24 protein-coding genes are annotated in these 21,277 nt (G+C 69.1%); 4 read left to right on the top strand and 20 right to left on the bottom strand.

Features of this window, described 5'->3' with window-relative positions:
* Positions 1 to 57 precede the first annotated feature (57 nt).
* The 9 genes from ACW14X_RS04315 to hisD form a co-directional block, all read right to left on the bottom strand.
* On the bottom strand, positions 58 to 777 hold the full coding sequence (locus tag ACW14X_RS04315; protein ID WP_457164837.1) for a VOC family protein: 720 nt from the start codon (positions 775 to 777) through the stop codon (positions 58 to 60).
* A gap of 64 nt (positions 778 to 841) precedes the next feature.
* Positions 842 to 1,312, bottom strand: a complete 471-nt coding sequence (locus ACW14X_RS04320) for an SRPBCC family protein (RefSeq protein WP_457164838.1) — start codon at positions 1,310 to 1,312, stop codon at positions 842 to 844.
* Position 1,313: 1 nt separating this feature from the next.
* Positions 1,314 to 1,991, bottom strand: a complete 678-nt coding sequence (locus ACW14X_RS04325; RefSeq protein ID WP_457164839.1) for an isochorismatase family protein — start codon at positions 1,989 to 1,991, stop codon at positions 1,314 to 1,316.
* 46 nt (positions 1,992 to 2,037) lie between these two features.
* Positions 2,038 to 2,469, bottom strand: a complete 432-nt coding sequence (locus tag ACW14X_RS04330; RefSeq protein ID WP_457164840.1) for a DUF1801 domain-containing protein — start codon at positions 2,467 to 2,469, stop codon at positions 2,038 to 2,040.
* A gap of 9 nt (positions 2,470 to 2,478) precedes the next feature.
* On the bottom strand, positions 2,479 to 2,811 hold the full coding sequence (locus ACW14X_RS04335; protein WP_457164841.1) for a hypothetical protein: 333 nt from the start codon (positions 2,809 to 2,811) through the stop codon (positions 2,479 to 2,481).
* A complete protein-coding gene (hisH, locus tag ACW14X_RS04340; RefSeq protein WP_457164842.1) occupies positions 2,812 to 3,456 on the bottom strand; it encodes an imidazole glycerol phosphate synthase subunit HisH in 645 nt (214 codons plus the stop codon).
* Positions 3,453 to 4,067, bottom strand: a complete 615-nt coding sequence (hisB, locus tag ACW14X_RS04345) for an imidazoleglycerol-phosphate dehydratase HisB (protein ID WP_160024307.1) — start codon at positions 4,065 to 4,067, stop codon at positions 3,453 to 3,455. Before hisB ends, hisH begins: the two co-directional genes overlap by 4 nt.
* Positions 4,064 to 5,158 carry a histidinol-phosphate transaminase gene (locus tag ACW14X_RS04350; protein ID WP_457164843.1) on the bottom strand — a complete coding sequence of 365 codons (1,095 nt, stop codon included), beginning with the start codon at positions 5,156 to 5,158 and terminating at the stop codon, positions 4,064 to 4,066. Before ACW14X_RS04350 ends, hisB begins: the two co-directional genes overlap by 4 nt.
* Positions 5,158 to 6,465: a histidinol dehydrogenase gene (gene hisD / locus ACW14X_RS04355; protein WP_350841512.1), complete on the bottom strand. Its 1,308-nt coding sequence runs from the start codon at positions 6,463 to 6,465 to the stop codon at positions 5,158 to 5,160. The genes ACW14X_RS04350 and hisD overlap by 1 nt, the downstream gene beginning before the upstream one ends.
* 139 nt (positions 6,466 to 6,604) lie before the next feature.
* On the opposite strand from hisD, the gene ACW14X_RS04360 reads away from it, so the two are divergent.
* The 3 genes from ACW14X_RS04360 (at position 6,605) to ybaK (ending at position 8,610) form a co-directional block, all read left to right on the top strand.
* The gene (locus ACW14X_RS04360) at positions 6,605 to 7,360 is read left to right on the top strand and encodes a hypothetical protein (RefSeq protein ID WP_457164844.1); all 756 of its coding nucleotides are present in this window, start codon (positions 6,605 to 6,607) and stop codon (positions 7,358 to 7,360) included.
* 75 nt (positions 7,361 to 7,435) lie between these two features.
* Positions 7,436 to 8,098 (top strand): LON peptidase substrate-binding domain-containing protein, encoded by a 663-nt coding sequence (locus ACW14X_RS04365; RefSeq protein WP_160024311.1) that lies wholly within the window; start codon positions 7,436 to 7,438, stop codon positions 8,096 to 8,098.
* Positions 8,098 to 8,610, top strand: coding sequence for a Cys-tRNA(Pro) deacylase (gene ybaK / locus ACW14X_RS04370; protein WP_457164845.1), 513 nt, complete (start codon positions 8,098 to 8,100; stop codon positions 8,608 to 8,610). Before ACW14X_RS04365 ends, ybaK begins: the two co-directional genes overlap by 1 nt.
* A gap of 72 nt (positions 8,611 to 8,682) precedes the next feature.
* Here the strand turns inward: ybaK and ACW14X_RS04375 are convergent, their stop codons facing one another.
* From ACW14X_RS04375 to dnaE, 3 genes are all read right to left on the bottom strand, one after another.
* Positions 8,683 to 10,203, bottom strand: a complete 1,521-nt coding sequence (locus tag ACW14X_RS04375) for a hypothetical protein (protein WP_457164846.1) — start codon at positions 10,201 to 10,203, stop codon at positions 8,683 to 8,685.
* 88 nt (positions 10,204 to 10,291) lie between these two features.
* Complete coding sequence (locus ACW14X_RS04380; RefSeq protein ID WP_350841508.1) at positions 10,292 to 10,921, bottom strand: hypothetical protein; 630 nt, start codon at positions 10,919 to 10,921, stop codon at positions 10,292 to 10,294.
* Positions 10,906 to 14,490, bottom strand: coding sequence for a DNA polymerase III subunit alpha (gene dnaE, locus ACW14X_RS04385; protein ID WP_350718960.1), 3,585 nt, complete (start codon positions 14,488 to 14,490; stop codon positions 10,906 to 10,908). Before dnaE ends, ACW14X_RS04380 begins: the two co-directional genes overlap by 16 nt.
* A 143-nt stretch (positions 14,491 to 14,633) precedes the next feature.
* Here dnaE and mmuM point away from each other — a divergent pair, with 143 nt between their 5' ends.
* Positions 14,634 to 15,515 (top strand): homocysteine S-methyltransferase, encoded by an 882-nt coding sequence (mmuM, locus tag ACW14X_RS04390; RefSeq protein WP_457164847.1) that lies wholly within the window; start codon positions 14,634 to 14,636, stop codon positions 15,513 to 15,515.
* A 45-nt stretch (positions 15,516 to 15,560) separates the two neighbouring features.
* On the opposite strand, the gene ACW14X_RS04395 is transcribed toward mmuM, so the two are convergent.
* The 8 genes from ACW14X_RS04395 to pgeF form a co-directional block, all read right to left on the bottom strand.
* A complete protein-coding gene (locus ACW14X_RS04395) occupies positions 15,561 to 16,028 on the bottom strand; it encodes an N-acetyltransferase family protein (protein ID WP_457164848.1) in 468 nt (155 codons plus the stop codon).
* The gene (locus tag ACW14X_RS04400) at positions 16,006 to 16,947 is read right to left on the bottom strand and encodes an RluA family pseudouridine synthase (protein ID WP_160024319.1); all 942 of its coding nucleotides are present in this window, start codon (positions 16,945 to 16,947) and stop codon (positions 16,006 to 16,008) included. Before ACW14X_RS04400 ends, ACW14X_RS04395 begins: the two co-directional genes overlap by 23 nt.
* Positions 16,944 to 17,540: a signal peptidase II gene (gene lspA, locus ACW14X_RS04405; protein WP_350845505.1), complete on the bottom strand. Its 597-nt coding sequence runs from the start codon at positions 17,538 to 17,540 to the stop codon at positions 16,944 to 16,946. Before lspA ends, ACW14X_RS04400 begins: the two co-directional genes overlap by 4 nt.
* A complete protein-coding gene (locus ACW14X_RS04410; protein WP_160024321.1) occupies positions 17,513 to 17,941 on the bottom strand; it encodes a TraR/DksA family transcriptional regulator in 429 nt (142 codons plus the stop codon). Before ACW14X_RS04410 ends, lspA begins: the two co-directional genes overlap by 28 nt.
* A 472-nt stretch (positions 17,942 to 18,413) precedes the next feature.
* Positions 18,414 to 19,181 carry a DivIVA domain-containing protein gene (locus ACW14X_RS04415; protein WP_229788310.1) on the bottom strand — a complete coding sequence of 256 codons (768 nt, stop codon included), beginning with the start codon at positions 19,179 to 19,181 and terminating at the stop codon, positions 18,414 to 18,416.
* Between the two features lie 152 nt (positions 19,182 to 19,333).
* On the bottom strand, positions 19,334 to 19,819 hold the full coding sequence (locus tag ACW14X_RS04420; protein ID WP_160024322.1) for a cell division protein SepF: 486 nt from the start codon (positions 19,817 to 19,819) through the stop codon (positions 19,334 to 19,336).
* 36 nt (positions 19,820 to 19,855) lie between these two features.
* Entirely contained in the window at positions 19,856 to 20,560 is a 705-nt protein-coding gene (locus ACW14X_RS04425; protein ID WP_160024323.1) for a YggS family pyridoxal phosphate-dependent enzyme, read from the bottom strand.
* A complete protein-coding gene (gene pgeF / locus ACW14X_RS04430) occupies positions 20,560 to 21,270 on the bottom strand; it encodes a peptidoglycan editing factor PgeF (protein WP_160024324.1) in 711 nt (236 codons plus the stop codon). Before pgeF ends, ACW14X_RS04425 begins: the two co-directional genes overlap by 1 nt.
* Between the last annotated feature and the right edge of the window lie 7 nt (positions 21,271 to 21,277).

Here is a 21,277-nt window from a genome sequence, read left to right on the forward strand (position 1 = left end):
GCGGAACTCCGCACGGGAAGCGAGCTCGCGGCTGCATACCTTGACGGAGGAACAGGCTCAGCGAGGCGCCAGCACCTCGAACTCGTAGCCGTCCGGGTCCCTCATCGTGGCCCATCTCCCGCCACCGTGGGTCTCGGCGATCAGCCTGGCGCCGAGCCCGACGAGGCGGCGGATCTCACCGGCAGGACCGGTGTCCTCGGGCGCGATCAGATCGAAGCGGAACCGGTCCCGCGGCCCCCGCGGCACCGGTGGTGGCCCGCCCCAGGCGACCTTGGCGCTGCCCGACGGGGTCGCGACCGCGGTCTCGCCGTCCTGGTCCCAGACCAGCGGCCAGCCGAGTGCCGTACTCCAGAAGATCCCGTTCTCCCGCGACCCGTCCGCGGCCACCTCGCCCAGGAATCCCGTCCCCTTCAGCCACCGGTTGCCGGCCGGGATCACGCACAGCTCGTTGCCCTCCGGGTCGCCGAGCACGATGTGGTCCTCGTCCGGCCGCTGGCCCACATCGAGATGGGACGCGCCGAGGCCGATCAGCCGGTCGACGGTCCGCTGCTGGTCATCGGGCAGGCTGCTGGTCAGGTGGAGATGGTGCGGGTTCCCCAGAGTCTTCGGCGCGTCCGTGGGCAGGAACCGGATCCGAAGATCGTCCTCCGCGCGTGGCAGCAGCCGGATCTCGTCGCCACTCGTCTCGGTCTCGCGGCCCAGCACCGCTGCCCAGAATCTCGCGACCTTCTCCGGATCGTTGGCATCGATGCAGATCCCGAACCGCCGAGGTGTCATGACCGGCAACGTAGGCCGCCCCGGGATACGTACGCAATCGGGTTTCGGAGCCCCGCCGACCGAATCAGTCCGTGCCTGCCGGGCGTGCGGCCACGGTCGCCAGCTTGGCCAGCCCCTTCTCCATGTCGGGCGCGATCGCCTTCTCCATCGAGTAGAACTTGGTCATCAGCCCCATCACACCGCTCACCGACCCGGTGTGCGTCCACCTCAGCTGTGTGCCGCCGGCGACGGTGGCGAGGTCGAAGGTCACCGTGCTCCGGCTCTTGAACGGCTTCTGGAACTCCAGCGCGACCTCGATGTGCTCAGGCCTCGACTCGGTGATCTCCATCGCCCCGGCCCCTGCGCGCTTGTTGCCCGACCAGGCATAACGCGCGCCGACCCCGGACTCGGCACCCGAGTAGGTGCGCGACATGTCCGGGTCGAGCTCCTCCCACGGCGACCACGACGGCCACTGGTGGAAGTCGTCGAGCAGCGCGTGCACGCGCCCGATGTCGCCGGGAAGGACCGCGGACCTGGAGACCTCGTAGTCGGTCATGTCACGACAGTACGCCTGCGGCGACGAGTTCGAGAACGTCATCGGTGCTGCGTACGTCGCCGAAGGTGCGATAGATGGTCGTCAGCGTCGCGTTGTGGGACTCGTCGTCACGACCCGCCGTGGCGTCGGCGACCAGGATGGTGCGATATCCCAGCGTTGCCGCGTCGCGGGCCGTACCGGCGACGCAGACCTCGGTGAGCGTGCCGGTGACGACGACCGTCTCGATGCCACGCTCCCGGAGCTGGTCGTCCAGCGACGAACTGCCGGGGAAGAGCGCGCTGGTCGCGGTCTTCTCGACGAGGATGTCGCCCTCACGCGCCTCCAGCCCCGGCCCGAGCCGACCCTCGATCGGCCCGGTCCCGCCGCTGCGCCGGAACATCTCGGCCACCTCTTCCCCGCGGAACTCCTGCGCCCAGGCCGTCGGTCCGGGGTCGCCCGGCACGATCCACGCGACAACGCCCCCGGCCCCGCGGAGGGCACCGGCCAGCAGGCACACGTTCGGGGTGATCGCGAAGCACGTCGCGTTCCCCTCGTAGAAGAACGGCACGAGGTCGACGACGAGCAGCGCGGTCCTGGCCGGGTCGAGGCTTTGGTACGCATGGCGTCTGCCGCGGCGAGCCTCCTGGCGCGCGTACTCACGCTCGGGGATCGCCCAGCTGTGCACCTGCGGCGACCGCACTCAGGCGCTCTCGCGGTTGACGCCGACGGAGCCGTCGATCACACGCTCATCCCTCCGCGGCGCGCTTGCCGTAGGTCCCGCTGGTGAGGGTGGCGTACGAGCGTCGGACGATCTCCTCGAGAACGCTCAGATCGACCGCTGCGACGTCCTTGAGATAGAGGCAGCCGACGCCGTGGGTGTGTGGGCCGAGGCGGGCGAGGAGGTCTTCGTGGGCCGAGATGCCGTCGTTCAGGTAGACGACCGAGGCGGCCTTGCGGGGCGAGAAGCCCGCGGCCGGGGCGTCGCCCTCGGTGCCGCTGGCGTACTTGTAGTGGTACTCGCCGAAACCCACGATCGCGGACCCGAACATCCGAGGCTCCACCCCGGTGGCGCGCCGCATCAGCGCCAGCAGCGTGGCGGCGTCCCGACGACGACCCGGAGGCTCGACGGCCTCGATGAAACCCACCGGATCGGCGTCGGTCCAGGTCGTCGTGGCCATCAGGCCACTCTAGCGGCGGAACAGCATCGTGTAGACCACGGGCGCGACCAGCACCGACGCGACGGCCGCGAAGGCGGTCGTGCCGACGTCCTCGGTGACCAGGTAGACGAGCGCGATGAGGAGGAGCAGGACGACGATCAGGATCCGTACGTTGCGCCGCCGGCGCTCCGCGAGCGCACTGTTCGGCCGGGACCGGCGAGCCGGAACCCATCCGGTCAGACGCTCCCGACGAGCTCGGCGTTCCGCCGACCTGGCCGCCCGGGCGGCACGCTCCTCGGCGGCCTTGGCAGCCTGCCGCTCGCGCTCGGCACGGGCCTTCGCCCGGGCTCCGGTCTGGGCCACCTACGCCGCCTTCAAGGAGGAGACCCAGTTGCGCAGGACCGCGGCGCCGGCGTCGCCCGACTTCTCCGGGTGGAACTGGGTGGCGCTCAGCGGGCCGTTCTCGACGGCGGCCACGAACCGGTCGCCACCGTGCTCGGCCCAGGTGACCAGCGGCGCGACGGTGCGGTCGTTGGTGACCAGGGTCCAGTCGCGTACGCCATAGGAGTGCACGAAGTAGAACCGCTCCTTCTCGACCCCGGCGAACAGCGAGGTCCCCGAGGGCGCGTCCACGGTGTTCCAGCCCATGTGGGGCACGATCGGCGCCTGGAGACGCTCGACGACGCCGGGCCACTCGCCGCAGCCCTCGGTCTCGACACCGTGCTCGATGCCGGTCTCGAAGAGGATCTGCATGCCGACGCAGATCCCCATGACCGGACGGCCGCCGGCGAGACGCCGGGCGATGATCCGCTCGCCGCGGATCGCGCGCAGGCCCTTCATGCAGGCCTCGAAAGCACCCACACCGGGCACCAGCAGACCGTCGGCCGCCATCGCGGCGTCCATGTCACTGGTCAACTCGACCCGGGCACCGGCGCGCTCGACGGCACGGACGGCGGAGCGTACGTTTCCGGAGCCGTAGTCGAGCACCACGACCGACGGCAGACTCACAGTGCACCCTTCGTCGACGGGATCCCGGTCTCGCGCGGGTCGTAGGCGATCGCGTCGCGGAACGCCCGTGCGAACGCCTTGAACTGCGTCTCCACGATGTGGTGCGGCTCGCGCCCGGCGAGCACGTTGACGTGCATCGTCAGGTGGGCGTGGTGGGCGATCGAGTCGAAGATGTGCTGGGTCAGCGAGCCGAGATAGGGCACACCCGAGCCGCCGAGCAGCACGTACTGCTGGCCCTCCGGCTCGCCGGTGTGGACCGAGTAGGGCCGGCCGGAGACGTCCACGACGCAGCGTACGAGCGCCTCGTCGAGCGGGACGGTCGCGTCGCCGTAGCGGCGGATTCCCTTCTTGTCACCGAGCGCCTGGCGCAGCGCCTGGCCGAGGACGATCGCGGTGTCCTCGACGGTGTGGTGGGCGTCGATGTGCACGTCGCCCTCGGAGTGCACGGTCAGGTCGACGAGAGAGTGCCGTCCAAAGGCGGTCAGCATGTGGTCGTAGAAGCCGACCCCGGTCGAGACGTCGACCCGTCCGGTGCCGTCGAGGTCGACCTCGACGACGACCTTCGACTCCGAGGTCTCCCGCTCGATGCGGGCAGTCCTTGCCGAACTCATGCGCGTGCTCCGTTCACATCGGTCAAAGCTTGCTTGAAAGCGGTCATCTCGTCGGGCGTCCCGACCGAGACCCGCAGCCATCCGTCGGGCCCGGTCTCGCGGATCAGCACTCCACGGTCGAGCAGCCCCTGCCAGACCGCGTGCCGGTCGGCGTAGCGCCCGAAGAGGACGAAGTTGGCATCCGAGTCGGCGACCTCGAGCCCCTGGTCACGCAGCCATTCCACCAGCGAGTCCCGCTCCTCACGAAGCGAGGCCACATAGCCCAGCAGCTCCGGCGCGTGCCGCAGGGCCGCGCTCGCCGCCGCCTGGGTCACCGCGGAGAGGTGGTAGGGCAGTCGTACGACGCGGATCGCGTCACAGATCGCCGGGTCGGCCGCCAGGTAGCCGAGCCTCAGCCCCGCCCCGGCGAACGCCTTCGACATGGTGCGGGTGACCACCAGGTTGCGGTGCTCGGAGAGCAGCTCGAGCGCCGAGGGCACCCCGGTCCGCCGGAACTCGCCGTAGGCCTCGTCGACCACGACGATGCCGCCGTCACCGACGGCCTCGCACAGCACGGTGACCGCCTCCGGCGGCAGCGCGGTGCCGGTGGGGTTGTTGGGGCTCGGCAGCAGTACGACGTGGGGCCGGGTCTCCTCGACCAGCGCCCGTGCCTTCTCCAGATCGATCGCGAAGTCGCTCTCCCGGTGCCCGACGACCCACTCGGTGTTGGTGTCGCGGGCGTACTCCGGATACATCGAGTACGTCGGCGCGAAGCTGATCGCGGTGCGCCCCGGACCTCCGAAGGCCTGCAGCAGCTGCAGCATCACCTCGTTGGACCCGTTGGCCGCCCACACCTGCTCAGGCGTGATCTGCGCCTGCACGTCCGAGGAGAGGTACGCAGCCAGTCCCTCCCGCAGCGCGACGAACTCGCGGTCCGGGTAGCGGTTGAGCGTGCGCGCCGCCTCGCCGACGCTGGCCGCGATGTCGGCGACCGTCTCGGCGGAGGGCTGGTAGGGGTTCTCGTTGACGTTGAGCTGGACCGGGACGTCCAGCTGCGGAGCGCCGTAGGGCTCGATCCCGGCGAGCTCGGCACGGATCGGCGGCCAGCTCATCACGAGAACCTCACCGACACCGCCGCGCCGTGACCCGGCAGGTCCTCGGCCTCGGCGAGCGTGACGACGTGGTCCTTGACCGCGGCCAGCCCCTCGCGGGAGTAGTCCACGACGTGGATCGACTTGGTGAACGCTCGCACCGAGAGCCCCGAGGAGTGGCAGGCGCAGCCGCCGGTGGGCAGCACGTGGTTGGACCCGGCGCAGTAGTCGCCCAGCGACACCGGAGCGTAGGAGCCGACGAAGATCGCGCCGGCGTTGCGGATCCGGCCGGCGACCCGGGCGGCATCGGCGGTGTGGATCTCGAGGTGCTCGGCGGCGTACGCGTTCACGACGTCGACGCCCTGGTCGATGTCGTCGACGAGCACGATCCCCGACTGCGCGCCGGTCAGCGACGTACGGATCCTCTCGACGTGCTTGGTCGCGGCGACCTGCTTGTCGAGCTCGGCCTCGACGTCGGCGGCGAGCGTCTCGGAGTCGGTGACCAGCACCGATGCGGCCAGCGGGTCGTGCTCGGCCTGGGAGATCAGGTCGGCGGCGACGTAGGCGGCCTCGGCGGTCTCGTCGGCGAGAATCGCGATCTCGGTCGGGCCCGCCTCGGAGTCGATCCCGACCTGGCCCTTGAGCAGGCGCTTCGCGGTGACGACGTAGATGTTGCCGGGGCCGGTGACCATGTCGACGCGCTCGCACGGCTCGACCCCGTAGGCGAACATCGCGATCGCCTGGGCACCGCCGACGGCGTAGACCTCGTCGACGCCCAGCAGCGCGCACGCGGCCAGGATGGTGGGCTGCGGCAGCCCACCGAACTCCTTCTGCGGCGGCGATGCCAGCGCGATCGACGGCACCCCGGCGACCTGCGCCGGAACGACGTTCATCAGGACCGAGGAGACCAGCGGAGCCAGACCACCGGGCACATAGAGCCCCACGCGCCCCACCGGCACCTTGCGGTGCGTCACCCGAGCGCCGGGCGCCAGGTCGGTGACCGCGTCCTTCTCGAGCTCGGCGGCACAGGTCGTACGCAGCCGCGCGATCGACTCCTCGAGTCCGGCCCGGATCGCCGGGTCGAGCTCGTCGAGCGCCTTGGTCAGCGCCGCGGCCGGCACCCGGATGTCCTCGACGCGTACACCGTCGAACTGCTCGGAGAACTCGGCGATCGCCTCCTGGCCACGCACCCGGACGGCGTCGATGATCGGCTGCACCGCATGAGTGGCCGCCTCGATGTCGAACTCGGCACGCGGAACGGCGGCGCGGTAGTCGATGGTCGAAGCGGCGCCTCTGTCGGCACCCCTCAGGTCGATGCGGCGGATCATGCCTCAAGTCTACGAGTGGGCGGCCTCCGGAACCGATCTGCCGACGCCACGTGGACGCTGCGCGACACGCGGTGGAGAGACGCATACGGCGCCCCGATCCGGGTACTCGGGAAATCTGACCCACCAAAGGAGGATCGTCATGGCACTGACACGACCGTTCCACCGACAACACCAGCAAGCAGACGAGAACCAGCCCGGCGTCGACGAGAACCACGCCTCGACCCGCGACTACCAACCCGGTGGCCCGGCGGTCGTCGGCCACGACGACCGCGTGGAGCGCCCGCACAGCGCCGAGGGCGAGGCCGGCCACCTGCGCGCGGGAGACGCCGTCGAGCACCACCGCCACGCCGAGGAGGGCCGACGTGCCGCCCTCCACGACACCTACGGAGGCATGAACTGGGGCGCCTGCTTCTTCGGCTGGCTGGTAGCAGTCGGAGTCACCGTCCTTCTCGGAGCCATCATCAGCGCCGTCGCGTCGGCGATCGGCACCAACCAGAACTGGACCCAGACCGACCTGCAGGAGATGTCCGGTTCGGTCGGTATCGCAGCGGCCATCACGCTCGCCGTGGTGATGTTCGTCGGCTACTACGCCGGCGGGTACGTCGCCGCCCGGATGTCCCGCTTCGACGCCCGCCGACAGGGCCTGGGCGTGTGGATCGTGGCGATCGTGGCGATGATCATCGCGGCCGTCGCCGGAACGCTGTTCGGCGCCAGCTACGACATCATGCGGCAGGTCGACCTGCCCAGCGTGGGGCTGAGCACCGACCAGCTCAGCTGGGGCGCCGTGATCACCGGTATCGCCCTCTTGGCCGTGATGCTCGTCGGGGCCGTCCTCGGCGCTGCCGGCGGCCAGCGCTACCACACCAAGATCGACCGGGCGGTCTACGACGACTGACGGCTCGGGTCGACAGCGAACAGAACACGGGGGTTCGCGGGCGCGTGCGCCCGCGGCCCCCATAGGTTGGTTTCCGTGACCGACCGACTACCGATGTTTCCGCTCAACGCGGTCCTGTTTCCGGGCGTGACGCTGCCGCTGCGCGTCTTCGAAGACCGCTACCGCGCGATGGTGCACCACCTGCTCCGCCAGGAAGAGGAGGACCGCCACTTCGGCTCGGTCGCGATCCGCGAGGGCTACGAGGTCGGCGAGACCGGCGCCCAGTCGCTCTACCGCGTCGGGGTGAAGCTGCTGATCACCGAGGTGGAGCGGCACGAGGACGGTTCCTTCGACCTCGAGGTGCTCGCGGTCGACCGGATCCGGATGGACAGCCTGGTCAGCTCGGGCGACTTCCCCGTCGCCGACGTGGAGGACCTCCCCGAGGACCACGTCGCGGTCCCGAGCACGATCGTCGACACCGCACGAGCGACCTTCACCGCCTACCGGGCCGCGCTGTTGGAGTTCCGCGATGACCCGTTCTCCGGCGCGCTCCCGAAGGACCCGGAGTTCCTCTCCTGGACCATCTCGGCCACCACTCCCCTGCCCATGCCCGACCGGCAGGCACTCCTGGAGGCACCCGATGCCGGCGTACGCCTCGGCATGGCCACCGACCTGCTCCGGTCCGAGCTCAAGGCGATGAACGTCATCCCCTCGCTGCCCGCGACCGAGGTCGCCCGCACGAAGTGGTCCCCCAACTGATGCCGAAGAAACAGACCGGGAAACAGGCTGGGAAGCGGGCCGGCGGAGGCACCCCCGCGACCGTGGCCCTCACCCAGGCCGGCATCGACTACACCCTGCACCCCTACGAGCACGATCCGCGCGCCGAGTCCTACGGACTGGAGGCCGCCGAGGCCCTCGGCGTCGAGCCGAAGCAGGTCTTCAAGACGCTGATGGCCTCCCTGGACGGAAAGCTCGTCGTCGGCATCGTCCCCGTCACCGGCCAGCTCGACCTCAAGGCGCTCGCCCGCGCGCTGGGTGGCTCGAAGGCGCAGATGGCCGAGGTGACCGCGGCCGAGCGTGCGACCGGCTACGTCGCGGGCGGGATCTCACCCGTCGGCCAGAAGCGTCTTCACCCGACCGTCCTGGACGAGTCCGCGACGACGTACGACTCGATCTACGTCTCCGGCGGCCGCCGCGGCCTGGACATCGAGCTCTCCCCCGCCGACCTGATCAAGATCACGGAAGCCATCGCAGCGCCCATTGCCAGATGACCCCGCCGAGTCGGCTCGTCATGACGAGCCGACTCGGCGATGGGTTAGTTCGCGCCGAGTCGGTTCGGCAGATCAGTCGACGGTGATGCGAGCCAGAGCTCGCGAGGTGTCGCCGTCCAGGTAGGCGCTGAAGCCGAGCTGGCCGAGCGCCTCGATGTCGTCGGCGACCTCGGGAGCCTCGGCCGTCACCAGCTCGTCGAGGCCGTCGAAGTCGACGTAGACCACGCCGGAGGAGTCCTCGGCGTTGGGGACCGCGTTCTTGAACTTGTCGGTCTCTGCCAGGCCGCCGTCGGCCAGCAGGTCCTTGCTGTAGTCCCCGGTCCCGACGGAGGTCACCTCGCCCTCGCTGTCGACGCTGACGATGCCGTCGGCGCCGAAGCCCGCGGTAAGGTCGCCGACGAACTTCTCGACGTCGGCAGGGTCGGCACCGTCGAGCTTGATCCCGATGTCCAGGGAGTCCGGAGCGCTCAGGTCGATCTCGCCTGCGGCGATCGCGAAGCTGTCACCGAGGAGCTTCTCGAGATCACCGGGCGCCATCCCGAGCATCTGCGTGAACTGGTCCTCGGCGCCGCTCTCGGCCAGGCCGGTCGTGAGCCAGCCGTCGGCCGGGTTGGCCGCGATCACCGCGGTGGTGTCCTTCGGCAGCGTGCCGGCGATGGTGCCGGCCTCCATGGACTCGGCCTGCGCGCCCATCGACGAGGCGGCCTCGAGCTCGAAGGCGTTCTCCTCGGCACGTACGGTGAAGGCCGCGCCGCCGAAGTCCTTCATCGCCGACCGAATCGTGTCGGCCAGGGCAGCCGGGTCGGGCAACGGCGCGATCCCACCCATCGGGTTCTCGGCGAGCTCACCCTCGGCCTCGTCGAACGCGCCGTTCTCGGCCGCGTCGGCGATGGCGTCCGGCAGCTCCTTGGCAGCGTACGCCGTGATGAACCCGGTGCCGCCGACGTCACCGGTCCACTTCTCGAAGCCGGCGTCCTCGGCCAGGGTGCCGGCCTCCACCGCCTTCTCGATCGCGGCGAGGTCGTCGTCGGTCTCCGCGATGAGCGCCCACCCGTCGCCGACCGACCAGGCCGCCTCCGAGCCGCCGCAGTCGACGAGCTTGGGGAGGCCGGCCTCGGCGTCGGACTCGTCGGTGACCTGGAGTGCGAACGCGACCACCGGCTCCGCGTCAGTCGGGACTGCGCCGACCGCTGCCTTGTAGCCGATCCACGGCTCGACGTCCTTAACGAAGTCGAGGTCGTCACAGGCGTTGGTGAACAGCGACTCGCGCGGGTCCTCGCCCTTGTCGAGGCCGAGCTCCTTCTCGAGCGAAGGCAGCTTGCGCAGCGTCGGCAGGGCGTTCTTGGCCTCGGTCAGGTCGATCTCGGCGTAGGCCACGGTCGAGGCGGGGAACGCCTCTGCCGGGGAGCCACCGGCGTTGCTCAGTGCGACCGCGGTGAGGGTGCCGGCGGTCGCCACCGCAGCGACGCCGACGACGGCTGCCGCTCCGATGATCAGCGGCTTCCTGCTCTTTCCGGCACGATCCCCGCCGAGATCGAGGATCTCTGTCGCCTCCGGTCCGGACGGGTTCCGACCAGGCGTGTTCTCTGACATCAGTGACTTTCAGGTTCTGTCGGTCGGCATTGTGCCAACCGTCCAACCTGTTGAATCTACGCCGCCCGACGGCGGCTGTCCGCCGAATTTACCTTTCGGTCGCGGCCTGCTGCACGTCGAGCTCGTGATCCGCGGGAGGGTGCGGCGCCCACATCAGGAAGATGACCATCAGCGCCAGCATCGCCGAGCCCGGGACGAGCAGGATCAGCCACGGCGAGGCCAGCTGGAAGCTGTCCTCGAGCACGGTGCCGTCGGCGGCACCCTTGGCGAGACCATGGGGGTCCTCGGGCGAGAGCAGCGACGTGACCAGCAGCATCAGGCCGCCACCGATCGAACCGCCGACGATCAGCGCGCCCAAGGTGACCAGCTCGGAGCGGTTGAGCCAGACCGCGGCCGCGATGCCGACCAGCAGGCCGAGCACGATCGCACAGACCGAGAACCAGGCGGTCGCGGCGAAGACGCCCTGATCGATGTTCTGCCCGATGGCGGGCGGGTCGATCGAGATGAGCCCGCGGTACCACTTGTCCTCGAGCACCATCCCGGTCGGCGGGGTCCACAACGTCGCCGCCGCGAGCCCGGCCACCAGGCCGCCGACGATGAAGGCGGCCACGATGATGGCCACCTGGACCAGCACCGGGCGGGACAGGTCGGGGCGGGCGGAGCGGTGGCCGGTCGCGTAGAGACTGGGCGGCGGCGGCACGATCAGATTGTCAGGCATCCTGGTCCGAGGAGTTGTTTGAGGTCGGCGAACAGCTCGGGAGTCGGTGCCACCCGCAGCCGGTCATCGAGCTTCATGACCCGGGTCGCGTCCCGTGTCATCAACCGTAGCCTGACCTCGGCTACTCCGGGATAGGTGGTCAGTACGTCACGCAGCGACGCGATCACCTGCGGCGTGCACCGCGTCGACGGCAGCGAGATCACCACCGGTCCCCCGGCGGCACCCGGGCCGCCGGTCAGGTCGGGGACGGTGACCTCCTGGCCACGCAGCTCGGGCTGGTCCTTGTCGCGGGAGAGCTGGCCCTTGACCCGGATGATCGAGTCCTCGACCAGATGCGGGGCGGCCAGCTGGTAGGACGACGGGAAGAGCAGCACCTCGACCGAACCCTCGAGGTCCTCCAGGGTCACCGTCGCCCAGGCGTCGCCCTTCTTGGTGATCCGCCGGTTGACGTTGGTGACCAGCCCGGAGACCGTGACGGTGGTGTTGTGGGGCCGCGTCTCGTCGGTCATCAGCTGACCGATGGTGCAGTCGGTGCCGTTGGCGAGGACGTGCTCCAAGCCCATCAGCGGGTGGTCGGAGACGTAGAGGCCCAGCATCTCCCGCTCATGGCCGAGCAGGGTCATCTTGTCCCACTCGTCCATGTCGGGGATGGCCACCGAGACGCCGAAGCCGTCGCCGCCGTCCTCGTCGAGGCCGCCGAAGAGCGAGTCCTGGCCGATCGCCTCGTTGCGCTTGATGTCGATGTACTGGTCCACGGCGGTCTCGTGGATCGCGACCAGCGCGCGGCGGCGGTGCTTCATGTCGTCGAAGGCACCGGCCTTGATCAGCGACTCGATCACGCGCTTGTTGCAGGCCCGCTCGGGCACCTTGGAGAGATAGTCGTTGAAGTCCTCGAACCGGCCCTTGGACGTGCGGGCCTCGACGATGCCGTCGACCACCTGGGCGCCGACGTTGCGGACCGCGGTGAGGCCGAAGCGGATGTCGCTGCCGACCGCGGTGAAGTCGTGGGCCGACTCGTTGACGTCGGGCGGCAGCACCGCGATCTTCATCCGGCGACACTCGTTGAGGTAGATCGCCATCTTGTCCTTGTCGTTCTTGACCGAGGTCAAGAGCGCAGCCATGTATTCGGTCGGGTAGTTGGCCTTGAGGTAGGCGGTCCAGTAGGTGACCACGCCGTAGGCCGCCGAGTGCGACTTGTTGAAGGCGTAGTCGGAGAACGGCAGCAGGATCTCCCAGATCGTGTCGATCGCCTTCTGGGAGTAGCCGCGCTCGAGCATGCCGGCCTGGAAGCCGGCGTACTGCTTGTCGAGCTCGGCCTTCTTCTTCTTGCCCATCGCGCGGCGCAGGTTGTCGGCCTGTCCGAGCGAGAACCCCGCCAGGACCTGGGCGATCGACATCACCTGCTCCTGATAGACGATCAGGCCGTAGGTCTCCCCCAGCACCTCCTCGAGCGGCTTCTCGAGCTCGGGGTGGATCGGCACGATCGGCTCGCGGCCGTTCTTGCGGTGGGCGTACTTGTTGTGGGAGTCGGCGCCCATCGGGCCCGGCCGGTAGAGCGCGGAGACCGCGGTGATGTCGGCGAACCGGTCGGGAAGCATCGAGCGCAGCAGCGCGCGCATGCCACCACCATCGAGCTGGAAGACGCCGAGCGTGTCGCCGCGCTGCATCAGCTCGTAGGTGGGCTTGTCGTCGAAGGGGACGTCCTCGAGCACCAGGTCGATGCCGCGGTTGGCGCGGATGTTGCCGAGCGCGTCCTCGAGGGTGTGGAGGTTGGAGAGGCCCAGGAAGTCCATCTTGACCAGGCCGAGCGCCTCGCAGGTCGGATACTCGAACTGCGTGACGACCTGGCCGTCCTGCTTGGGCTCCATCAGCGGGACGATGTCGATGATCGGCTCGGAGGCCATGATCACGCCCGCGGCGTGGATGCCGGTCTGCCGGATCTGGCCCTCGAGGCCGAGCGCGGTCTCGTAGATCTTGCGGACGTCGGGGTCGGTGTCGTGCAGGGCCCGGAAGTCGCCGCCCTCGCCGTAGCGCTTGTGGTCGGGGTTGAACAGCTCCTTGAGCGGGACGCCCTTGCCCATCACGTCGGGCGGCAGCGCCTTGGTGATCCGATCGCCGATCGCGAAGCCGTGGTCGAGGATGCGGGCGGCGTCCTTGATCGCCTGCTTGGCCTTGATCCGGCCGAAGGTGGCGATCTGGGCGACCTTCTCCGCGCCGTACTTCTCCGTGACGTACTTGATCGTCTCGCCGCGGCGGTGGTCGTCGAAGTCGATGTCGAAGTCGGGCATCGAGGGGCGCTCGGGGTTGAGGAACCGCTCGAAGAAGAGGCCGTGCTCGAGCGGGTCGAGATCGGTGATCCGCAGCGCGTACGCCACGATCGAGCCGGCACCGGAACCACGGCCCGGTCCGATCCGGATGCCGTTGTCCTTGGACCACTGGATGAAGTCGGCGACCACCAGGAAGTAGCCCGGGTAGCCCTTCTGCAGGATGACGTCGATCTCGAACTCGACGCGGTCGCGGACCTCCTGGGTCGTCTTCTCGCCCGGGTAGCGCAGCTCGATGCCGCGCCAGGTCTCCTTGCGCAGCCACGACTCCTCGGTCTCGCCCTCGGGGATGTCGGCCAGCGCCATGTAGCCACCGGTCGACTCGGTGAACTGGACATCGCAGCGCTCGGCGATCAGCAGGGTGTTGTCGCAGGCCTCGATCAGGTCCTGCTGGCCCCACAGCTCGCGCATCTCGGCGGCGGTCTTGATGTAGTAGCCGGTGCCCTCGAACGCGAACCGCTTGCCGCCCTTGGAGTAGGGCGGCTCGGTCATCCGGCTGCCCGACTGGACGCACAGCAGCGCCTCGTGAGCGGCGGCGTCCTCGGGGTTGTTGTAGTGGGAGTCGTTGGTCGCGACCGGGCGGATGTTCATCGCCTTGCCGAGCTTGAGCAGGTCGTCGCGGACCCGCTTCTCGATGGAGATGCCGTGGTCCATCAGCTCGAGGAAGACGTTGTCCTTCCCGAAGATGTCCTGCAGCTCGCCGGCCTCCTTGAGCGCCTCGTCCCACTGACCCAGCCGCAGCCGGGTCTGGATCGCGCCCGAGGGGCAGCCGGTGGAGACGATGATCCCCTTGGAGTGCTCGGCGAGGATCTCCTTGTCCATTCGGGGCTTGAAGTAGTAGCCCTCCAGGCTGGAGCGGCTCGAGAGCCGGAAGAGGTTGTGCATCCCCTCGGTGGACTCGGCCCACATCGTCATGTGGGTGTACGCGCCACCACCCGAGACGTCGTCGCCGCCCTCCTGCGCCTGGTCGCCCTTGCCCCACCGCACCCGCTTGCGCTCGCCTCGCGGAGTGTTCGGCGTGATGTAGGCCTCGATGCCGATGATCGGCTTGACGTCGTGGGCCTTCGCCTTCTTCCAGAAGTCGTAGGCCCCGTGCATGTTGCCGTGGTCGGTCATCGCGATCGCCGGCATCTCGAGCTCGCTGGTCCGCTTGAAGAGACCATCGAGGAGCGAGGCACCATCCAGCATCGAGTATTCGGTGTGGACGTGCAGGTGGACGAAAGAGTCCTTGGAGCCGGCCGCCATTGGCGTGGAGCCCTCCTCGAGGTCGAACGGATGGAGCGGGCGCAGGAGCCCGTGCTCAAACGGACGACCTGGGGGAAGGACTACAGACTATCTGGCGCCACCGACAGTTTTTCGGGCGGCTGGCCGTACAGTCTTGAGTTGTGGTGACGATCCTCGATGGCGGCCTGTCCAACGCGCTGGAAGCACGCGGTCACGATGTCTCCGGGGCGCTGTGGACGGCCCGGCTGCTGGACGAGTCCCCCGCGGAGATCGCCGCGGTCCACCGCGCCTACTTCGCCGCCGGCGCCGACGTCGCCACCACCGCCAGCTACCAGGCCAGCGTGCCCGGTTTCGTGGAGGCCGGGATGACCCAGACGTACGCCACCGAGCTGCTGCGCCGCAGCGTCCGGGTCGCGCGCGAGGTCGCCGAGGAGGCTCCCGGACGCCTGGTCGCCGCCTCGGTCGGGCCCTATGGCGCCTACCTGGCCGACGGGTCCGAGTACCGCGGCCGCTACGGCGTCTCGGCGGCCGTGCTGCGTGACTTCCACGCGCCCCGGCTGGCCCTGCTCGAGACCGAGGACCCCGACCTCATCGCGGTCGAGACCATCCCCGACATCGAGGAGGCCGAGGTGCTCGTCGACCTCCTCGACGACATCGGTCTCCCGGTGTGGTTCTCCTATTCCTGCGCCGGCACCCGCACCCGCGCCGACCAGCCCCTGGCCGACGCGCTCGCACTGGCCGCCGGCATCCGCTCCGTGGTCGCCGTCGGCGTCAACTGCTGCGACCCGGCCGACGTACCCGCCGCCGTCCAGCTCGCCACCGCCACCGGCGAGCCCGCCGTCGTCTACCCCAACACGGGCGAAACCTACGCCGACGGCGCCTGGACCGGCACCCCTCACTTCCGGCCCGGAGAGGCCCTGTCCTGGGCGCGATCCGGGGCTGCGTACGTCGGCGGCTGCTGCCGCGTCGGCCCGCGCGAGATCGCCCTCATCGCCGCCGAGATGTCACATCTGCAGGCCGAGGCGTCAGGTACGTCGGCCGAGTAGGCATCGGCGTGCCATCTCGACCGACGGAAGCGACTTCTCGGCGGGTTAGGGCCAGGCCATCCGTACGTCGGGGGTCTTCTCCTGGTTGGCGGAGCCGTCGGTGCGCTCGACCTCGCGCAGTCCGTGTCGGGCGTAGAAGGCTCGCGCCGGGGTGTTCATCTCGAAGACCCACAGGCCGAAGCCGTCGGGGGTCAGCGACTTCACCAGGTCGAGCAGCATGGTGCCGAGGCCGGTGCCTTGGGCGCGGGGGTGGACGAAGAGGTCGTCGAGCCAGGTCGGGGTGAAGGCGACGAAGGCCGAGACGACGCCGTCGACCTCCGCGACCCAGACCTGCGACCCCTTCTGGGGCGCCAGGACCTTGACCGCGAGCCACTCCCGGATGTCCGACTCGGGGTAGATCGGCGCCGGCATGGGCGCGGCGGCACGGGCCTCGACGTAGGCGCGGACGATCTCGGCGATGTCCTCGGACTCCGCCGGACGGAGCACCGCCTCAGTGGGAGTCGCGGATGACATCGAGCGCGTGCTGGAGGTCGTCGGGGTAGGTCGACTCGAAGGTGACGTACTCACCGGTCTCCGGGTGCTCGAAGCCGAGCTTCACCGCGTGCAGCCACTGCCGCTCGACCCCGACGCGCCGCGCCAGAGCCGGGTCGGCACCGTAGGTGAGGTCGCCGACGCAGGGGTGCTTCAGCGCCGACATGTGGACGCGGATCTGGTGGGTGCGCCCGGTCTCGAGGTGGATCTGGAGCAGCGAGGCGAACCGGTGCGCCTCGAGCGTCTCGTAGTGGGTCACCGAGTGACGCCCGTCCGCGCGGACCGCGAACTTGTAGTCGTACTTCGGGTTGCGCCCGATCGGCGCGTCGATCGTGCCCTCGAGCGGGTCGGGGTGGCCCTGGACCAGCGCGTGGTAGGTCTTGTCGACCGTACGCTGCCGGAACGCGTTCTTGAGGACGGAGTAGGCGTGCTCGGACTTGGCGATCACCATCACGCCCGAGGTGCCGACGTCGAGGCGCTGGACGATGCCCTCGCGCTCCTTGGCCCCCGAGGTGGAGATCCGGAAACCGGCCGCGACGAGGTGACCGACGACGGTCTTCCCCTGCCAGCCCGGCGAAGGGTGGACTGCCACGCCGACGGGCTTGTCGATCACCACGAAGGCGTCGTCGTCGTAGATGATCTTGATGCCCTCGACGATCTCGGGCTTGATCTCCAGAGGGTCTGCCTGCGACGGGATCGTCGCGTCGAGCATCGACCCGGCACTGACCCGGTCGCTCTTGGCCACGACCGAGCCGTCGACGGTCACCAACCCTTCGGCGATCAGCTCCGCCGCGCGGGTGCGGGAGAGGCCGAACAGCCGCGCCATGGCGGCATCGACCCGCTCCCCCTCCAGACCGTCCGGGACGTGCAGCGTGCGCTGGTCGGCGTGACCGAAGTTCACTTCTTCTCGCCCTCGGGCTCGTCCGAGGTGTCATCGGACGTGTCCGCGGCACCGCCGTCGATCGACCCGTCCAGCCCGATCCCCTTGAACGAGAAGATCACGATCAGCACCGCGGCGACGTTGATGCACATGTCGGCGACGTTGAAGATCGGCCAGTTGGGCAGCTGCAGGAAGTCGACCACGTGCCCGACGTAGAAGCCCGGCTCACGCATCAGCCGGTCGACCAGGTTGCCGCTGATGCCGGCTACCAGGATGCCGAGCGCGATGGCCCAGCCCCGGTGGCGCACCCGGCGCGCGAACCAGAGCACACCGATCGTGGCCGCGATCGAGAGCGTCGTGAACACCCAGGTGTAGCCGGTCCCGGTCGAGAAGGCCGCGCCCGGGTTGCGGATGATGTTGAGCTGGAGCACCGAGCCGATCAGCTCCTGCGGCTGCCCGGGAACGAGCGTCGCGACCGCCCAGAGCTTCGTGATCTGGTCGATGACCAGCAGAAACACTGCGACGGTCGCGAACTCGGCCCACCGAACAGGGCGCACGTCGGACTCAGGACCGGTATGTGCGTCGCTCAGCGACGCTCCTCGCGCTGCTTGCATGTCATGCACAGTGTGGCACGCGGGAACGCCATGAGCCGCATCTTGCCGATCGGCTCCCCACACGACTCACAGATGCCGTACGAACCGTCCTCGAGGTATCCCAGGACACGCTCGATCTGGGCCAGCTTGTCCTTCTCGCTGTTGACCACGGTCAGCTCGTGGTCACGCTCGAAGCTGGTCGCGCCCATGTCGGCCTGGTCCTGGCCGGCGCCGTCGCCGGAGTCCTTCATCAGGCCGGAGAGCTCGGCTTCGAGAGCGGTGAGCACCTCGAGGCTGTGAGCCCTCATCTCGTGAAGCTCGTCGATGACCTCATTGAGCTCATCCTTCGTCCACGGGTCCTCGCCGTCCTTGACCTTCAGCTGGTCAGGAGAGACGACGGTCTTGGTTGCTTTCTTAGGCACGGCACTCGCTTTCTGGTGTGAGACACGGCCCCCCCGGGCCGCACGGTGGTCAGGTTTGGCTTAGGCGCTCGCCGCGGCCACCGACGTGGAAGCCGTGACGTAGGAGCTGGTATTCCCAGAAAGCTCGGGCGTCGCCACATGGACGCACCCGACTGCCGCGCTGGCGCGACACCTCATCGGTACAGACATGGAGTCCCCTTTCTCCTGCCGTCACTTCGCGCCGCCGAGTCGGTGCGGAGTGCGTGCCCGGAATGTAGCCCGGGATTCGGCTCCACTCAACTAACACACCGAAACTCCACGCATATTGGTCCGCAGCGTGGAAAAACTCCGAAATCGACTTACAGGACCCGCCTCACCTGCTACAACGCGTTCCTGTCGCAGCCGGCGGGGCGCCGGAAGGAACGCAGCGGACGTACGCATCGGCCGGCCCCGCGAAGCGGGACCGGCCGATGGAAGCCTGACTACGAGGACCTCAGCCCTCGTCCTCCCCCAGGATGGAGCGCAGACGCTTGGGCGCCGGGCCCGACTCGTTGACGGCGGCGGCCATCACGGGCGCCTGTGACTCAGCCGAGTTGTTGAGCGCGTCGAGCTGCTGCGTGAAGTAGCTCTTCAAGCGGGAGCGGTACTCACGCTCGAAGTTGCGCAGGGTGTCGACCTCGGTGGTCAGGTTGTCCTTCTCGCGCTCGAGCTCGCCGAAGAGCTGCTGGCGACGCTCGGCGGTCTCGCTGTCGAGCATCTGCGCACGGGTGCGCGCGTCGGCCTCCATGCGGTCGGCCTTCGACTTCGACTCGGCCTCGAGGCGCTCGGCCTTGGTCCGCGCCTCGCCGACGATCTTGTCGGCGTCGTTCTTGGCGGTGTCGATGAGCGCGTCGTGGTTGCGCGTGGCCAGCTCGAGCAGGCGCGCGGCGGCGTTGGACGCCTCCGGCACGGTCTCGACCCGGATCGTCTCGATGCCGCCGGTCTGCGGTGCCTCCTGATACATCGGCATCTGGTGCGAGACCGGCTCAGGAGCAGGCATCGGCTCAGGAGCAGGCGGCTCGGGAGCCATCGGGAAGGACGGACCCCCACCCGACTGCGCAGATGCCAACTTCCCGCGAAGGTCGTCGTTCTCCCGGGTGAGACGTGCCAGTTCGGCCTCGACCTCGTCGAGGAACTGGTCCACCTCGCCCATGTCGTAGCCCTCGCGGAGCCGGACGGGAGTAAAGCGCTTGTTGCTCACGTCCTCTGGCGTCAGCGGCATGACCTCACCCATTCATTACTCGGTTGACTCAGACGTACGGACTGCACCGCCGGGGGGCGGCATCAGGTAATGCTGTCGAAACTCTAGCGCCTGTCCGTAGACATGCCAGATGCGGACCGCATCCAGCCACCTACGAGCAGGTGTCGAAGGCCTCAGCTCTGGTTGAAGAAGCCGCCCTCAACGATCCTCTGCTTGGCCTCAGCCGTGACCGAAACGTTCGCAGGTGAGATAAGAAACACCTTGTTGGTGACCCTCTCGATGTTCCCATAGGTAGCAAAGATCAAGCCGGCCGCAAAGTCGACGAGCCGTTTTGCGTCCGGATCGCTCATCTCGGTGAGGTTCATGATCACCGGCGTGCCGTCGCGGTAGTTCTCGCCGATCTGACGCGCTTCGTTGTAGGACGTCGGGGTCAGCGTGATGATCTTGGAAAGCTCGGTCACCGCGGGCACCACCGTTGCTCGTCGCCGCTCGGAAAGGTCAGCCACCGGAGCCGGGCGGGACTGCTTGGACCGCACCGGCGCCTTGACGGCTTCGTGGGAGCGGGTCTCGTCGTCGTCGCCCTCGTAGACATCGTCGTCGTAACCGGTGTCCTCGAGCAGGCCGAGGTATTCACCGAACCTGCGCATCGCGCCGCTCATGTTCCCACCTTCCCCAAAGTATTGCTGTCCGAGACATTACTTGACAGTTGGCCTCTCTCCGAGGACCGCAGACCCGACACGTACGTGTGTCGCGCCATGGGCAATCGCCTGCTCCAGGTCGCCGCTCATCCCCGCCGACAGCACCGTCGCCTCGGGATATTCGACCAGGAAGTCCTCCCGGATCCGCGCGAGCCGGACGAATGCCGGCTCCGGTTCCTCACCGAGAGGCGCTACCGCCATCAGGCCCCGCAGCCGGAGCCCGTCGGTCGTCTCGACCTCAGCAGCGAGGTCGCGTACGTCACCGGGATCCGCCCCGGCACGACCCTCGCGTCCGGGCGGGTCGAGGGACACTTGCAGGAGCACGTCGAGGATCTGGCCGCGCTCGCCCGCGCCACGGCTGAGCCGGGGCAGCAGCGACGGCCGGTCGACGGACTCGACCACGTCGGCGTAGCCGGCCACGGCGGCCGCCTTGTTGGACTGGAGCCCGCCGATGTAGTGCCAGCGCAGACCGAGGTCGGCGCACTCGGCCGCCTTGGCCGCCGCCTCCTGGTGGCGGTTCTCGCCGACGTCGGTGACACCGAGGCCGGCCAGTATGCGTACGTCGGAGGCGGGGAAGAACTTGGTGACCACGACCAGGTGGACGTCGTCAGCGGGCCGACCGGCGGCCTTGGCGGCCGCCGCGATCCGCTCGCGGGTCTCGGCGAGCCTCGCGGCGATCTCATCGGCGCGATCGGTCGCCATCAGGCACCTCGCAGCCGGATCAGGGCGCCCAGCGACATGCCGGCGCCGTCGCGGCGGTAGGAGTAGAGGTCGTCGGACTCGCGCGTGCAGCGGCCGGCGTCGACGGTCTCGACGCCCTCGCGGGCCAGCTGGGCGAGCACTCCGGCGCCGACGTCGAGGCTCGGGGTGCCCCAGCTCGTGGTGGCGCGCGCGGCCGGCTCGACCGCGGCGATCTCCTCCTGCATCTCGGCAGGTACCTCGTAGCACTTGCCGCACACGTGCGGCCCCACCCAGGCGCTGATCCGGGTCGCGCCGAGCGCGCGCATCCGGGCGATGGTCTCGGGCACGACCCCGGCCGCCATCCCCTTGCGTCCGGCGTGCGCTGCGCCGATGACCCCGGCCGCCTCGTCCGCGAACAACACGGGTACGCAGTCGGCGGTGCGGACCAGCAGCACCAGGTCACGCTCGGTGGTGACGATCCCGTCCGCCTCGGGGCGGGTGCCGCACTCCGCGTCGACGACCGTGTTGCCGTGGACCTGGTAGAGGTCGGCGTAGGGCGCGCCGCCGGCGAAGTCGGCCAGCAGCAGCCGATGGTTCTCGGCCTTCGCCTCCGGCGAGTCCGAGCCGTTGACCGCCAGGTTGAGCTCGGCGTACGGAGCGAGACTGACCCCGCCGTACCTGTCGGTGAATGCCAGGTCGACGAGGCCTGCTGAGGCTCGGAACGAATACAAGCGCGGG

The organism is Nocardioides sp. YJ-D4 (assembly GCF_054031495.1).

Bases quoted from the DNA above. Each gene is read 5' to 3' on its own strand.
- ACW14X_RS04360 (WP_457164844.1), top strand. From the start codon at position 6,605: ATGGCACTGACACGACCGTTCCACCGACAACACCAGCAAGCAGACGAG.
- hisD (WP_350841512.1), bottom strand. From the start codon at position 6,465: ATGATCCGCCGCATCGACCTGAGGGGTGCCGACAGAGGCGCCGCTTCG.
- lspA (WP_350845505.1), bottom strand. From the start codon at position 17,540: ATGCAAGCAGCGCGAGGAGCGTCGCTGAGCGACGCACATACCGGTCCT.
- ACW14X_RS04380 (WP_350841508.1), bottom strand. From the start codon at position 10,921: ATGCCTGACAATCTGATCGTGCCGCCGCCGCCCAGTCTCTACGCGACC.
- ACW14X_RS04415 (WP_229788310.1), bottom strand. From the start codon at position 19,181: ATGCCGCTGACGCCAGAGGACGTGAGCAACAAGCGCTTTACTCCCGTC.
- ACW14X_RS04420 (WP_160024322.1), bottom strand. From the start codon at position 19,819: ATGAGCGGCGCGATGCGCAGGTTCGGTGAATACCTCGGCCTGCTCGAG.
- hisB (WP_160024307.1), bottom strand. From the start codon at position 4,067: ATGAGTTCGGCAAGGACTGCCCGCATCGAGCGGGAGACCTCGGAGTCG.
- dnaE (WP_350718960.1), bottom strand. From the start codon at position 14,490: ATGGCGGCCGGCTCCAAGGACTCTTTCGTCCACCTGCACGTCCACACC.
- ACW14X_RS04320 (WP_457164838.1), bottom strand. From the start codon at position 1,312: ATGACCGACTACGAGGTCTCCAGGTCCGCGGTCCTTCCCGGCGACATC.
- ACW14X_RS04315 (WP_457164837.1), bottom strand. From the start codon at position 777: ATGACACCTCGGCGGTTCGGGATCTGCATCGATGCCAACGATCCGGAG.
- ybaK (WP_457164845.1), top strand. From the start codon at position 8,098: ATGCCGAAGAAACAGACCGGGAAACAGGCTGGGAAGCGGGCCGGCGGA.
- ACW14X_RS04375 (WP_457164846.1), bottom strand. From the start codon at position 10,203: ATGTCAGAGAACACGCCTGGTCGGAACCCGTCCGGACCGGAGGCGACA.
- ACW14X_RS04330 (WP_457164840.1), bottom strand. From the start codon at position 2,469: ATGGCCACGACGACCTGGACCGACGCCGATCCGGTGGGTTTCATCGAG.
- ACW14X_RS04425 (WP_160024323.1), bottom strand. From the start codon at position 20,560: ATGGCGACCGATCGCGCCGATGAGATCGCCGCGAGGCTCGCCGAGACC.
- ACW14X_RS04350 (WP_457164843.1), bottom strand. From the start codon at position 5,158: ATGAGCTGGCCGCCGATCCGTGCCGAGCTCGCCGGGATCGAGCCCTAC.
- ACW14X_RS04395 (WP_457164848.1), bottom strand. From the start codon at position 16,028: ATGTCATCCGCGACTCCCACTGAGGCGGTGCTCCGTCCGGCGGAGTCC.